The organism is Hominisplanchenecus murintestinalis (assembly GCF_943193015.1).
Classification (GTDB): Bacteria; Bacillota; Clostridia; order Lachnospirales; family Lachnospiraceae; genus Hominisplanchenecus_A; species Hominisplanchenecus_A murintestinalis.
The window spans coordinates 1-14,462 of the sequence record NZ_CALPCM010000051.1 but is presented as its reverse complement, the minus strand read 5'-3'; the positions used below and the strand labels follow the sequence as shown (position 1 = coordinate 14,462).

The 14,462-nt window shown below is 40.6% G+C and carries 18 protein-coding genes and 1 pseudogene; all 19 read right to left on the bottom strand.

All coding sequences use genetic code 11. The annotated features are described in order from the left end of the window. Window positions 1-255: 255 nt before the first annotated feature. The gene (locus NFR99_RS13055; protein ID WP_251353852.1) at window positions 256-666 is read right to left on the bottom strand and encodes a peptide deformylase; all 411 of its coding nucleotides are present in this window, start codon (window positions 664-666) and stop codon (window positions 256-258) included. An 11-nt stretch (window positions 667-677) separates the two neighbouring features. Further along, the gene (locus NFR99_RS13050) at window positions 678-1,853 is read right to left on the bottom strand and encodes a hypothetical protein (RefSeq protein ID WP_251353851.1); all 1,176 of its coding nucleotides are present in this window, start codon (window positions 1,851-1,853) and stop codon (window positions 678-680) included. Between the two features lie 374 nt (window positions 1,854-2,227). After that, window positions 2,228-3,085, bottom strand: coding sequence for an S-4TM family putative pore-forming effector (locus NFR99_RS13045; RefSeq protein ID WP_251353850.1), 858 nt, complete (start codon window positions 3,083-3,085; stop codon window positions 2,228-2,230). Between the two features lie 91 nt (window positions 3,086-3,176). After that, a pseudogene (locus tag NFR99_RS15630) lies at window positions 3,177-3,260 on the bottom strand (SEC-C metal-binding domain-containing protein); the annotation flags it as partial. A 485-nt stretch (window positions 3,261-3,745) separates the two neighbouring features. Beyond that, on the bottom strand, window positions 3,746-4,969 hold the full coding sequence (locus NFR99_RS13040; RefSeq protein WP_251353849.1) for a nucleotidyltransferase domain-containing protein: 1,224 nt from the start codon (window positions 4,967-4,969) through the stop codon (window positions 3,746-3,748). Between the two features lie 292 nt (window positions 4,970-5,261). Next, window positions 5,262-5,627: a hypothetical protein gene (locus tag NFR99_RS13035; RefSeq protein WP_251353848.1), complete on the bottom strand. Its 366-nt coding sequence runs from the start codon at window positions 5,625-5,627 to the stop codon at window positions 5,262-5,264. A 1-nt stretch (window position 5,628) separates the two neighbouring features. Next, a complete protein-coding gene (locus tag NFR99_RS13030) occupies window positions 5,629-6,687 on the bottom strand; it encodes a ParM/StbA family protein (RefSeq protein ID WP_251353847.1) in 1,059 nt (352 codons plus the stop codon). 136 nt (window positions 6,688-6,823) lie between these two features. Then, complete coding sequence (locus NFR99_RS13025) at window positions 6,824-8,413, bottom strand: class I SAM-dependent methyltransferase (protein ID WP_251353846.1); 1,590 nt, start codon at window positions 8,411-8,413, stop codon at window positions 6,824-6,826. A gap of 7 nt (window positions 8,414-8,420) precedes the next feature. Continuing rightward, window positions 8,421-8,819, bottom strand: coding sequence for a hypothetical protein (locus NFR99_RS13020; protein WP_251353845.1), 399 nt, complete (start codon window positions 8,817-8,819; stop codon window positions 8,421-8,423). Next, window positions 8,785-9,171, bottom strand: coding sequence for a hypothetical protein (locus NFR99_RS13015; protein WP_251353844.1), 387 nt, complete (start codon window positions 9,169-9,171; stop codon window positions 8,785-8,787). The genes NFR99_RS13020 and NFR99_RS13015 overlap by 35 nt, the downstream gene beginning before the upstream one ends. Before the next feature lie 16 nt (window positions 9,172-9,187). Further along, window positions 9,188-9,340: a hypothetical protein gene (locus NFR99_RS13010; protein WP_251353843.1), complete on the bottom strand. Its 153-nt coding sequence runs from the start codon at window positions 9,338-9,340 to the stop codon at window positions 9,188-9,190. A gap of 11 nt (window positions 9,341-9,351) precedes the next feature. Then, window positions 9,352-11,397 (bottom strand): NAD-dependent DNA ligase LigA, encoded by a 2,046-nt coding sequence (gene ligA / locus NFR99_RS13005; protein ID WP_251353842.1) that lies wholly within the window; start codon window positions 11,395-11,397, stop codon window positions 9,352-9,354. After that, window positions 11,366-11,680, bottom strand: a complete 315-nt coding sequence (locus NFR99_RS13000) for a hypothetical protein (RefSeq protein WP_251353841.1) — start codon at window positions 11,678-11,680, stop codon at window positions 11,366-11,368. The genes ligA and NFR99_RS13000 overlap by 32 nt, the downstream gene beginning before the upstream one ends. A gap of 2 nt (window positions 11,681-11,682) precedes the next feature. Beyond that, window positions 11,683-12,219, bottom strand: a complete 537-nt coding sequence (locus tag NFR99_RS12995; RefSeq protein WP_251353840.1) for a hypothetical protein — start codon at window positions 12,217-12,219, stop codon at window positions 11,683-11,685. A 22-nt stretch (window positions 12,220-12,241) separates the two neighbouring features. Continuing rightward, window positions 12,242-12,481 carry a hypothetical protein gene (locus tag NFR99_RS12990; RefSeq protein ID WP_251353839.1) on the bottom strand — a complete coding sequence of 80 codons (240 nt, stop codon included), beginning with the start codon at window positions 12,479-12,481 and terminating at the stop codon, window positions 12,242-12,244. Between the two features lie 84 nt (window positions 12,482-12,565). Beyond that, the gene (locus NFR99_RS12985) at window positions 12,566-12,796 is read right to left on the bottom strand and encodes a hypothetical protein (protein ID WP_251353838.1); all 231 of its coding nucleotides are present in this window, start codon (window positions 12,794-12,796) and stop codon (window positions 12,566-12,568) included. Window positions 12,797-13,030: 234 nt separating this feature from the next. After that, window positions 13,031-13,387 carry a hypothetical protein gene (locus NFR99_RS12980; protein WP_251353837.1) on the bottom strand — a complete coding sequence of 119 codons (357 nt, stop codon included), beginning with the start codon at window positions 13,385-13,387 and terminating at the stop codon, window positions 13,031-13,033. A gap of 2 nt (window positions 13,388-13,389) precedes the next feature. Continuing rightward, the gene (locus NFR99_RS12975) at window positions 13,390-13,608 is read right to left on the bottom strand and encodes a hypothetical protein (RefSeq protein ID WP_135976978.1); all 219 of its coding nucleotides are present in this window, start codon (window positions 13,606-13,608) and stop codon (window positions 13,390-13,392) included. Window positions 13,609-14,184: 576 nt separating this feature from the next. Next, the coding region (locus NFR99_RS12970) for a hypothetical protein (protein ID WP_251353836.1) at window positions 14,185-14,462 on the bottom strand (278 nt) is incomplete at its 5' end.

Here is a 14,462-nt window from a genome sequence, read left to right as displayed (position 1 = left end):
CTTATTTTACTCTGAGGTATTTTTTTCTCAACCTTCTTTCTTGGAATTTCCTATATTTGAATTATACAGGAAGCTCCTCTTACACCAAACCAGCCATCAAACCGCTATGGAGTTATGATAACATCATGGTTTTTAAGGATATACTAATGGCAATGCACTGGATAAACAATGGAACGGGGTGCGTATATTGATTAAGCACCGGAATACGAACCGCAATATTAGTATTGATAAATTCTGGAAATTAGATGCCGGACTTTAGATTATAATTCCTTCCAAATGGTCCATTTCATGCTGGATAATCTGTGCTGCATATCCCGAAAATTTCTGTTTCTGTTTGTTGAAAGAAATATCAAAATACTCCACTTCGATATTCTGATACCGTTCTGTCTTTCTCCTGCCCGTCAGGGAAAGGCAACTTTCCTCTGCTTCATATTTTCCCGATTTTGCCTTAATAACCGGGTTTTGCATAACCAAATCTGCAAAGCCCATGCTGACAATAATAATGCGTTTCTTATAGCCAACCATATTTGCCGCCATGCCGACGCATCCGTCCCGGTGTGCCTTTAGGGTGTCCTGCAGGTCTGTAATAATCTGCCTGTCATCCGCTGTCGCCGGTTCCGACTTCTGTCCCAGGAACATTACATCTTTTATAATTGGTTTTACCACTTCTTTTCTCCTTAATCATTTTTCTCATTCTTTTCAGTCTCTTTTTGCCGTTTTATTTTTAATAAATTCATCTGTTCTTGATAAAATTCCTCTATCTCTTTGAATACATCTTCCTCCTCCATAGTGCTGAATGCCTCATAATTGGGTAATATAAATTTTTCTAATGTTTCTGTATCCTGGCATATTCTGTCGTAAGCAACCGCTTCCTCAACATCCCAATTTTTTGCCATGACTTCCACACACCAATTAACATAAACAATCTCTTCAATCTGCATACCATCAGAAATTTTGTGTGCATTCTCACTCAACACCTCTCTTTGAATATAACACTGCTGAACTTCATCATCTATTTTATAGCTGACTTCCACAAAATCCTGCGTTTCATCACTCCATACTGTTATTTCTGTCCCTGACGGAATGTTTTCAGACTGCTTTGATTCTAATGCTCTTTCAAAAAATGTCGGAATTTGATCAATCACCTTGTATATTGGCTCTGAAAGATGTCCAATGTATCCGCCAAAAAAGTTTTGAATAATAAAAATAAGAAGAACCTTTATAACTGTTTTTAATGCTTTTATTCCCTTTTCTCCCCATTTTTTATCATAAGCTTCAATATCTGAATCAGAAAATTTTCCGGCAATAATATCTTGAATATCCTCTTCTAATTCTTCTGGAATATCATCCCATGTCTTTAGAGCGCCATCTAATCCTGACATTGGAAATTTGGGCAATATACGGTTCAAATTCTCCAAAGCTGACATTGCCGGTATTGTTGGTGTCACCACATCTCTCATTAACTTTTCAAGCAAAGACATATCCGGCAAATTTCTATATATACTTTGCACTTCCTCAATCCACGGAGCTGTTATGTTTGCAACTTTTGCTATGCTTTGTACAGTTCCCGCAAGCTTTTCATAATTTTCTGTCAGCGCAGCATTCATATTGATATTACTTATTAACGGGGATTCAACACTCTGCAATGACAAATTAAGATTCTTCATATAATCAAACTGATGCCTTAAAGGTTCCAACGTGTCTCGTATTCCCTGTGTTGCAGAAATGATGGATTTATAATTATCCATAAATGCAGTATTTTGAACTAAATCTAATACCCCTGACATTTTCAGTCTGGACATTTGATCTGCTATTTGTTGTTGCCATCGAATTGAATCATCGAAATATCCCATTCGTATCCCTCCTCGCTCTCGCTATCCAAAATATTTCAGCTATTTTTATTTCTCTGGCTGTTTAATCTGATATTATCTTCTTTTTTTATTATAATCATCTATATACATATTGATTATCTGCCCAATAACCATTATTTTAGATCATCCCATTTCTTCGCAGTATTCTTTTATCCTTTCGCAAACCACCTTGCCATAAGAATGCTTTTAAGAAAAAATCTTTTATCTTTTGAAACAAATACTGAATTCCCAAACAAACCTATTACCTAAATAATGGCATCCCATATCATCGCATGGAATGCCAGAAATTATATCACTAAAACTTTTTTCCAATTATAAATTGGGACATCAAATCTGTCAAATACTTGTAGCATTTATCATCGTGGATTGGTTATATCATCATATCGTTTAGTCAACTTATTAGCTGATTTTTTATGTAACAAATTTATTCCTAAAATATTCACTGCTCGCCTTTTATCAATTAAAATCTGAAGTTCTTTAATCCCCTCAGATGTGAGGTGTGCTTCAAGCATTTTTTGAGCACCATCAATTTCAATAGATACTTTCCAATATCTAAAACCATCAATTATTCTTTCAGCTAATTTGATTAACAAACCAGCAGAACAAAGCAGTGTTTTTACAAAGTTATTGTGTATCATCAAAACAATAAAAAGAGTAACTACCATTACAAAAGCAATGGCTTTTACAATACATTTTAATGGAAACTGTTTTTTGTCCCACCAAGTATTTTGACATTGGCATTCAAATTTCGCCTTTAATCCTTCATACTTCGTTGAAAACTTGTACCAATCATATACACCTGGGGGATAGTCACTCCCTGTGTTTTTTATCTGTAATTCCGCTTGTTTCGGATTCTTTGCATACTTATCCTCCGCAAGCTCAATCAATTTGCGTTCTTCTGCTTCGGAAAATTCATTTTTAGCGATATCAATCGAGTAGGCATCAAAATATTTCCTCAATTCTGCTGCCTTTTTCACATTTCTATTTACAGCATTCATAAGCACCCATGCAGCAATATCGGCAACAAAAGGAACCGCAAATGAAAGATGGTATGGTAAACTATCCGGAAAAAATATAGAAAATGCCGATATTAAGCAAAAAAACCATACTATATAGTTCAATTTCTCCGCATTATTATAGCAAACCCTCGCCGCATATTGGATTTTCAACATACAAGGCTTATTTTGTCTTTCTATAATACTGGTACTGTTCATAATATTTCACCAAATAATCCTTTACTAATGCATAGTCCATCTGTACAATTTCTTTAAGACGGGTATCTGTATAATATTTCATAACAACCGATCCATGACACCTGCGAAACTTTTCGCCCGAACCACATGGACACAACAAGTGCCCTCGATATGAACTCTCACAAATTGAGCTCATCAACATAATGACCTTAAGCAGATCGTTTTCTTGAAAAAATTCCTGATAAGTTTCTAAAAGCCCATCAATCCCATGTCCACGTTCTCCAAAAGGGTATTCTCCATACCTCTGAAAAAACTCATATGAAAAGAAGTACGGTTCCACATATTCCTTCAACCACTCCGTTAAGGAAAAACCATCTATGAAATGAATTCGTATAGTTGCATCTGTTTCCAAACACAAGCTCCCATTATCATTACGATGAGGATAATCTTCCGATATACGATTCCCCTCATCAATTACATAGGGCAATTTATTAGAGCTACAGGGTATAATTATTTGGACTGGGTAGTTATCTGAAACCACATATCCCTTCGATTCACAGTTCACATAAATACTACCAGCAAGTTCAATTTGCTCATCACCTACAGCCTGTATATATAGTCCACTTTGAACTTTGAGTAGTTCCTCAACTTGTTGATACGCCAATTCTTTAGTATAAATCATCAAATTCTATATGGACGTGCAGCAGATTGTGGATTGATCTGCTGCGGTACCGTCTCTCTACAATATTTTTCGCCAAGAAATCCTAATACGGTAGTGTCCCCAAATCCATTTTCAAGAATAAGCCGAAATTTCTTGTCGTCTTTCTGTGCCAATGAATCAATGATATCCTCCCTAGCAATCTCAATCCATTTAAAAAATCTATTTGGAATTCGGGCATCCACATTCCACTGGTCTGCCAAATTATCTCTCGGATTAGCCGGATTTTCTATGTACCATTTTCCCTCTTCGTGTGAAAAAACATTACGATTACCATATTTTCGTTGAAAATCACTTTCCGTAATACGCTGATGTTCCGCATAAATCGAAAGTTCTGATAGCGCATAATCCAAGAGTTCAAATACGGTACAATCAGCATGATAGTTTTCTGCAATTTCTGCCACTGCTACCGTTATAATTGCAGAAATGGGTTTGATTTCTTTTCCATCTTTTAATTTTGCGTAGTAATTATTACGATGACTCTTTAAAATTTGAATAACACGCTGAAGCGCAGAACGTTCAAGCGCATCCGGAATTTCTTCGACTGATTCAAATATTGCTTTGTTTTCTTCAAAAATACGCAATCTTTCAGCTTTCCTGGATGAATCTAAATATGGAGCGTTAATATTGTCAAACCAACTACGTAGTCCCTTTGGATTATTCGTAATCCATCGATAACTATGTTTTTCTGTACATTGGGGAATTGCAATGGATGTATCAAGTAGTTCTGGGGAAATGCACTCTAAAGCAAGACTTGATTTAATTACTGGTGATTCATCAACTGCAGGGACAATATCTATTGAAAAACCAATTTCGCCTTCGTCCGCATACTTGATAGTAAAGCATTTATCATCAACTTTCAATCTGTCAGCATATATCTTGCTAGATTTCAATACACTTTCTACCTTATCTCGCAATTCATCAGGACTATATTCTTCACGAGAACCATTCACTTGACATATGAAATCCAGATCATAACTTGCTGATGAATCATTTGCACTTGGACGAACTACTGTACCAAATGCAAATGAACCTTGTGGATAAATCTCAGCATCTAATCCGTGTTCATTTAAAAAATTACCAAGTGTTTCATATTTCTCAACAGCATTATCATACAAAGTTGGCGATATATCCAACCCACGAATAATGGATAAAATATCATTTTGACGTTCTGTTTTACTTTCCATAATATACCTCCCTTTTGTTAGCACTCACATTTAATGAGTGCTAATTTTCCATATTTTATCATTCTTAATTTATAATGTCAAGCAAAATATATCCCACATCAATAGATACACCTATCAACAATAAATTTCAGAAGTTCATGTTTCAAAGAACTTTACATATTATACCACTACTACAAATTTGTAGCAGACGGCAAATCTCAATATAATACTGCTACATTTTTGTAGCACATCCACCGGGACATAGAAAAAAAGGCATATCCGCAACGGATACACCCTTTCCCCGGAATGCGCATCATTCCATCCCATTCAGGAAATCCAATGCACCCTCCGGTATCTCTTCGCTTTGCTCCGGCAACCCTGCCGCTGCCGCATCTGCTATGAGCACTGTGCCTGTTCCCATAGCATTCAAATTGCCCCCGCTGATACAGTTCCTGATCGCCTGCTCCACAACCCTGGCTATTTCCTCGCCAAACTGTTCAAGCCATTCATTCCGGCTGTCCTCCTGGTCTTTGTTTTCAAAATACTCCTTTAAAATCTGCTTAATATAATCCGGAACGGAAAGCCCCGCCTCCTTCTTTCCCTCCATAATCCTCCCATACAGCTCCGCTTCCACACCCTCCATATGGAACCGAACCGTTGCCACATATTTGTCCCCCATATCACGCCGCTCCCTGCTTTTTTAGCATCTGCATGGCAAGGAACTCATAGCCTTTCGCATTGGCGTGGATGTCCGTATCAAAAGCCACATTCGTCCGCGGTTCGGAAAAATTCTTTACCGCCACAGCGCCGCCTCCGACATAAATGACATTTGTATATTGCAGATCAAATTCCCTCTCCATCAGTTCCAGCTCCAGGCCGTGAATCAGTTCTCTCAGCGTTTCCCGCACATGGTTTACCTGGTTTCTCGGAAGGAAGCTGTCTTTCTTTAAGACAACTTTCAGGATTTCGCTCTCCGGCACATTCTTTCCATACTGAATCTGCAGTCTCCCCTGAATCTGCTTCATCCATTTTACCATAGCTTTTTCAACCGTGATAGATCTCCGTTCGACTGGCATCCCATTTTTTAACAGCAGCACATCCGCTGTCTTGCTCCCGATGTCCACGACCAGATAATCCCCTTTCATATTGGCAAGCCTAGGGGCGATTGCGGAATAGCACTGCGGGAATACAAAAATCCGGCTGACTGCCACATCATACCGGATTCCCTCGTACTCATATTTCAGCGCAGGCTTCTGCCCATAATACTCCAAAAGAGCTTTCTTCTCCCTGCCATAATCAGAGAACGGAAGCCCCACGGCCAATATCACTTCTGCTTTATGGATTTCCTCTGTACGAAGCTCCTTTGCAATCGCAACCATTGTCAGAAGCCTTGCGTTTTCATCCGATACCTTGTCCTCTGTAATAGCCGCCCTGCCCTCGCCGACCTTATAATATTTTCTGCCATACTTTAAGGAATGCTCCTTAACCGTCGGCTCCACTGTCCCCATAGCATAAACGCCATTATCGAATAAGGACTGTGCCGTTTTTCCAAACTGGTAGCCGTTATCAAACCCGATTACATACTGGCCGCTGCTTAATTTTACCATCTGTATCCATCTCCTTTCCACTCCGGTCCATGCACCGTTCCATTTCCTCAATCTCTGAAAATGAATAGGAACCGTCAAAAAATCCCCATTCATCCCCGCTATTAATGTAGCCTTCCCTGTACTCCATGTCATCAACCGGAAGCCTCCATCTGCAGGATATGTTTGATAAATACACCCCACAGGCGGTCAATCTTTGCCTGTTTTGAACATATATAATTCATTTCCACATTCCTTCCTGAAATTTCTAATTAACATTTCCCACATAACATCATGCTGACAATAATTCCAGCATATTCTGCTTATCCTTCGGCTCATATAAATAATATTCCGGTCTTGTGCAGGTTTCCCTATAAGACGCCTCACCCTCAAAGGAATCCACAACCGCACGCTCTTCTTCATTCATTTTCTGATAAGATTTCCTTCCATACGCAGGCGGTAGCCATCCCCTCTGCCTTGCCCCAAAGATGTTGAATTTTTTCAGCAGTTCCTCGTCCTTGAAAATAATGTGGCACGTTCCCTTTTTATAGAAATTACAGGTGAAATACCGGAACTCGATATTTTTTGATTCCTGCCTGTCCTCCGCCTGCCGTAAGATATATGCAAGTGGCGAGCTGCCGGATACCGTGCCGGACAGATAATCAAACACTTTCTCAATGTCAGAAAGCTTCTGCCCCACGCTGTAGCTGTACCGGAATTTGTGGAAGATATTGCAGAACACATCATAGACGGGAATAATCACTTTCCTGTTAATCATCCATGCCTGGTTCGTTTTCCAGCCGTTGAAATAATGGATGTTCTTCTCACACCCCATGCTGTAACGGTAGGATAATTCGTCAAACAGATCCTCGATACATTTTTCTATGCTCCCGGTCATGTGCCTTGACATTTCAACCTGGATTGTCCTGATATTGTACCTGTTGAAATCATATTTTTCCAGCTCGTTCACTTTCGCCAGATAGCCGCTCTGCATCTCTGACGTCATCCCCCGTATAAATTTCGGGTTCCTGAATAACGCGGACCAGTATTTTCTCCTTACTGCTGTCACATACCGGTTAATGGATGCGTCATGCTGCCCGACTTTCATCGTGATAATCGGGCTTTTGTATCCATCGGGATCAAAGGAATCCATGATATCCGGCTTCATCCCCCAGTATTCACGGATAAGCCTGATCCCTGCATCCATTTCCATCTCGCACTGCATCACAATCGCCTCAACAATATCATTTACCGCCACATCCGTATGAGCATAATCTGCTTCTTTCTCTGCATACTTTTTCGATTTCTTTAACTGTCCAATGATATAGGACACATCTTCTGCCTGCGGTACGCTAACCTTGATGACAGCGACTTCCACATCCGTCCGGATTTCCGCATGGGTAAAAGCCGACTGGTGATATTCGACTGCCGCGCCCAGTTCCTCCAGCTTACGCACAAGCAGTTTCCTCTCTTTCGTGTACGGGTTTTTCAATGTTTCAGCGTTCAGTATGCACATGACACAGCCGCCGTTTTTCTGCATTTCCAGCGCTTTCAGAAGATGCCTCTCCCCATCCGCAAAAGGCGGGTTCATGGCAATCAGGTCATACTGCTTGTATGTCTGGAATCTAAGAAAATCATCATAAACGACACGATAATTTTTCCCTTTTAAGGTTGCCCGCCTGTTCTCATTGATCTCAATGCAGTCAATATCAAGGCTCCTGTTATAATAAGGATATTTGTCTGCCACATCCATAATATAATCACAAATATCGCCATTTCCGGCAGACGGTTCCAAAATAGAGCTTACCGTCCTCCAGTCCGTATCTTTAAAAATCTTTTCAAGCAGTTCTTTTGGTGTCGGGTAAAACTGTTCCGTATCCATCCTGTTCCTACCTCCGTTCTTTCAATTTTTTTCTATATTTATCCATATCAAGCCCCAAAACCTCCGCTTCGTTCTCGGATAATTCCACTGTACCGCTCATATACTCATAGGCTTCATCCGCATCATCTTCCAACAGACCGTCTTTCAGAAGTGTGGCAACCTCCAAAAGCCTTTCATGCGAAATGTAATCCCTGTCTGTTCTTGCCCTGAAATCATCAAGAGCTTTGAACAGGGCTTCTTCCCCTGACAGCTTTGAGTATTTCCCAAACCCATAGTAGCTGCAGGTGTAATTCCATTCCCCTTTATCCTGATCCAGACCGTTCACCACGGCATACTCCTGCATTCTGCTTCCCCTTTGTATCAGGGCATATTCATCCTTCTCTGCAATCAACTTGTAATCCATCATCTGCCACCTCCACAAAATATAAAAATTCCAGGTCTTCTCTTATAAAACCATTTGCCAGCAGAAACGCTTCCGCTTCCGGCTGATTGTTAAATACGCGAACTTCCTTATTCCCGTCCAACAGATATTCCAGCCCTTCGTTAAGGGAAATGCCATTTACCGGACGGGCAACTATTACCTTCGGAAGATAAAAACCATCCCGCTCCGCTACCTCAAAAGAATATAAATCCTCATCACAGTGAAAGCACTGATAGCTATATTCTGCATGTTCCGACTGATAGGCCGGATTTCCGCATCGCCTGCATACCATACCCGTATTCCCATACCAATGACCGTCATGGAATATTCCACTCAATAAAACCGCCTCCATTCTAAGATGCTGCATTTTTGTAGCAGTTAATTTTAAATCCGGTAAGGGTGCTGCATTTTTGTAGCAAACCTTCCCACAAGGCAATTACCTTATAAGCAGGCAGGGGCATACCATGACTGATATGCCCCAATGCCCTGTAGACTGACTTTATCATGCTTTTCCATCCTATGCCGGAATCATATCAAGGAACTCCTGCTCCGTCAGGACCGGAATCCCAAGCTCCTTTGCCTTTGTCAGCTTACTTCCCGGCTTCTCACCACAGATAAGATAATTCGTCTTTCTGGTAACAGAACTTCCTGCATTTGCGCCAATGCTGATGATTTTGTCATTGATGCCGTTGCGTGTAAAATGCTCCAGCTTGCCTGTAGCCACAATCGTGCATCCTGTAAACGGGTTGCTCTTTGTACTGTTGCTTTTCTTTGCCATAGTAATATCCTCCATTTTCTTAATATGAACTTCCTTTTGTAACGTTTTCCAAAGTTTCAGGTTCCCATAATCATGGAACCAGTCCCAGATGTTCCGGCACATGGTATCTCCGAAATCCAGAAGGGATGTAAAATCGAAGCAGTCCACCGCCGCCTTTGCAAATTCCTGCAGGTCTCCGTGGAAATGCCGCTCCAATGCCCTGCTTGCTGTCCTTCCGATCATGGGGATATCCATTGCCACCACATACCTTGCAAATGTGGTATTGCGGCTTTTCTCCACAGAAGCAATCATCTTGTCATAAGACTTCTCGCCGAAACCTTCCATCTGCACAATCTCACTCCTGTAACGGTCCAGATGGTAGAAGTCATGGAATGTTTTCAGGAACCCCTCTTTGATAAATCTCTCTATGGTAGCCTCTGAAATTCCTGATATATCCATTGCCTTCTTTCCCGCAAAATGTATGAACTTGTGCAGAATCTGACTGCTGCACTCAGCATTGTCACAATGCAAAGTTTCAATCAGCCTTCCCTTATCTCCGGCTCTCGAAAATATCCTTGTTGTTTTCCCACAGCACGGACATTTCTTCGGTATCAAAGCCTTACTGTAATGCCCCCGGTCAAGGTTTTCCTCAATATGCGGGATGATCATGTTCCTCTTGGAAACAAGCACCCGGCATCCAGGATAAAGCTCCAGATTCCTGATAAATGATAGGTTATGCAGACTCGCCCTTGATACGGAGCAGCCGTCAATCTCTACTGTGTCAAATACTGCCACAGGCGCAATCTCCCCGGATCGTCCCGGCTCCCATTCAATGCTGCGGAATACCGTTTCGTAAGTGTCATCCTCAAACTTGAAAGCAATACCATCTTTGTAATGATGCCCGGTCCTCCCAAGACTTCTGGAATAAGATAAGCTGTCATACCGGAGAACCATGCCGTCAATCGGAATCTGGCCATCCTCTGCAAACGCCTTTAAACAGCCAATCCGATCTTCAATCTCCCGGAGGGTTACATGTTCCGGCAGGAATGTAAAGGGACAGACAGCAAAGCCAAGCGCCCCTACTGCTTCCAGCAGCTTTCCCCGGCTGTCAGCGATTTTCCCGAAATCACCCATTCCCTCTATAATATTGAAGGCATAGAAATACACATGGCGTTCCTTACAGGCTGCCGGATTTAATAACCGGATCGAGCCGGAAGCGAGGTTCCTTGCATTGCAGGCTTCCTTATCGGCTTTCCCAAAACCTCTGTTCCTCATTTTCTCAAAATCATCTTTATGGATAAAGCCTTCTCCCGTAATGACAAGCCTCCCCTTATGTGGTATTTTTGCTGGCACATTATAAAAAGCGGGGATATTGTGGGTGATTACCTCTCCAATATCCCCGTCCCCTCTTGTGGATGCCTCCACAAGCTGGCCGTTTTCATACACAAGCTTGATTGTAAGCCCGTCCAGTTTCAGCATCAGCAAAGCCGGTGCCTTCGCCACCATCTGCAGCAGTTCCTCTGTCTGCTTCGTCTTATCCAGACTTAACAGCGGGATTGGATGCCTTACTTTCTCCAATGCGCTCACCGGAGTATAGCCAACAGTCTGCGTTGGCGAATTGCTCAGGATGATGCCTGTCTTCTTTTCCAGCTTCCACAGTTCGTCAAAAAGGTGGTCGTAAACCGCATCCGGCACGCTCGGTTTTGCTTTGTTGTAATATTCGTGGCGGTACTGGTTCAGCTTTGCAACAAGCATTACAACCTTTTTTGCATCTTCATTCTTTTGTTTCCTCTGAACTTTCTGCATTGTTTTCACGCTCCTTCCTTAATTTTTTTGTATTGTTTATTATGATTGCCTTTGGCACTTCCATAACTACAGCAGGGTAGCCATTCAGGAGCATGCCAAAAGCATAATCATCAGCAGTTCCCTTGCTTTCAAAATAGAGAGGCTCCTTTCCCGATTCCCAATAAAAACATTTTTCAGGGTAGTTCTCTATTTTAGTAACATAGGCAATCCCTTCCGCAAAGAGCAGCCCGATTGCCCATCGGCAGTCTACTTTTGCGGTATTTTTATGCATTTTTACAGACATCTTCATCCCCCGTTCTCATAGATTTTTTCTTCCCTTGTCTCGTTATCTCTGACAATAACTTTATTGTATTTCATCAGCAGTTCATCCTTTCTTTTCAGAGCCGCTTCCATCGTCCCGCAGGAATATCCCCATTTGCTTTTCTCCCCTGATCCCTCAATCACATGAACATCTACGCCCTCCCATGTGAAGTCATCTAAATTCGCGTTGACATAGGCATACTCCTCTATGATGAAATCCGCTAACAGGGCTGCCATAATATGCATAGCTTCGTCATCCGTGCGCAAAGTCTTGAAAGTACCAAGACCATTTGCACATTTCTTTCCCTCGGCAGTATATTCAATCCACAAATCCAGATAAATTCCTTCATTTCCTCCGTAATCCAGCTTGTTTTTCAATCCATACTCGTAATTTGTGATTGATACAGGACTGTGTGTTGCCAGTCCATAATCCAGAATATCCGGCAACTTTCCCTTCTCTTTCAGAATTTTACAGATAGTATCGAACAATCCTTCCGTTGTCATCGGTCTTTTCCTTGCCATGTCCACATCCTCCTTCCTACTGCTACCACACAATTCGTTCCGGCTCAAAAGCAACCGTCACACCCCGGTATTTCTCCAAATACTTCATACCAATGTCTGGCTCACCGTCAAACTCATTATTTACCAAAGTACATAAATTCGGTTTCATTCCTGCTCTCGGATCTACATCTTTCCATAACGTTCCACCATCATCCTTATAAACAGGTCTCTCCCACGAATCCATTCCTACAAATTTCAAATGCAGTGCCTTAGAATCACACATAATAATCTCCTTCCTTTTGATTTCTGCATAAAATCAGGGCATCCCATATAACTTCATGGGATACCCCGTATATGCTTTCAATAATCAAAACCCTTCCTCTTTTAAGTGTTCTTTATAACCTGGATGCATAATCTCCATCGCCTTTCTGCCATTTGGCACGATTACATTACCGTCTGAATCTGTGAATATATATTCAGATTTTTCGTCTGGATCAGTTAGGCTTGAAATTTCATCCATCCGGTTTGATGGTTCTTTTCCCTTCTTTTTGGATTTCCAAAATCCGCAAAATCTTTTCCACCACCCGCCTTTTCTCATAAATTGCTGGCCTCCTTTCATTTTAATCGCCATTCCTTTCGTTTCACGCAGGCACAAATAGCAATGAAAACCTATTTTTCACACTAAGCTACTATAAAAAGCATTTTAACTCTCCCAATTTCTTCTCCTTCTCCATTTTGAACGCAAAATAAGGGCATTCCATCCAAAATAGAAACAGAATGCCCGAATATCTTTCACCACTATTCAAAATTCTTCTTTTTTATATGTATTCTCCTATTCACCCCAATATTCCAAAGTCTCTTTACTGGTAGTGACGATTCCAAACACCGTCCTCGCAAAATCTTCCCTTTCATCATACATCTCCATAACATATACCTTATCGCCTTCGGTATAGTACAAAAAATAGTTTTTATGGGAATATATGACAAAATAATGTTCAAACTCCGGTTCGACATCATATATAGTTTTTATCGGAATCCCGGTATTTGAGAACGTAAGGCGGACTTCAAAACCATCAATAACCTGCAAAAAATGTTTTATCCCCACGTTTTCGCCGCACATTTCAACCAGTTTCAATTTCAATGCCGCCAATTTTTCCTGAACAACCGGAGAATAAATAATTTCATACATCTTTACACACCCAGATTCTTTCTTAACTGCTCTGAACAAATGCCGCCTTCCTCCCGCATACGTTTTTCAGACTCCGTCAGATCAGACTTTATCTTCTGCCATGCGGCATCTTTCTTCCTATGTCTTGAATATTCCATTACATTATCAACATACACTTCTACCATCCGGTATTCATCCTTTGATAAAGTATCTATTTTTTTTGTCAGTTCCGCTGTAATCATAACAATTCCTCCTTGCCGGATAACCGTACCCAACACAAAAATCTTCTGCTGATTATATTATAACAAAAAATCCGGCTTTTTACAGTTCTTTTTTTCTTCCACTCAAATCTTATAAACGTATCAGAATAACAATAGATTTCTCCGCCATTACCACAAATACTTTACAATGTCCTTTGATAACATTCTATCCATTACATTCGCCTGTCGCAAATTTTATAGAATGAAATTTCAGTTTTGGCTCTAAAAACATTACCATTTTATTACCGTTTTAGAAGCATGAAGTCCGCAAACCCTTGATTTTACTGGATTTGCGGACTTCAAACGCACTAAAATGTCTACTCGAACTCGACTTTTCCTAACTAATTTTGTTTAGAGATTATTCTCTGTCGAGTATATAAATCTTTTGATTATTTGATATATCCATATTATCCTGCCTATATGAGCTAATGTTATCATTTTGTTATCGCTGTTGATAACACTGGCTATGTAACTGCGGATAATAGCTATATGTTATGGTTTAAATTATAAGCGATTTTATTTAGAAAAGCAACATCCTTTTATCAATAAAAAATCTACTCAACATAGCAACTCATAAAGCCTTTCAATCTCTTCATTAATAGCCACTGTATTCGCTTTATCCAAAATGCATGATAGTTTAATTTCACGTTTAACATTATCTTCTATATCTGGCAAATTTATAAACTCATTATATAGCCTATCTACAAAATCATCTATTTGGGTAAGTATTGACTTTGGGAGTTCATATAACAATTTAAGTAATGGGTTAAACCAGATAGGGATAAAAATAGATATGTATCGGCAGGAGCATAGATTTTCTCCTGCCACGCCTATAT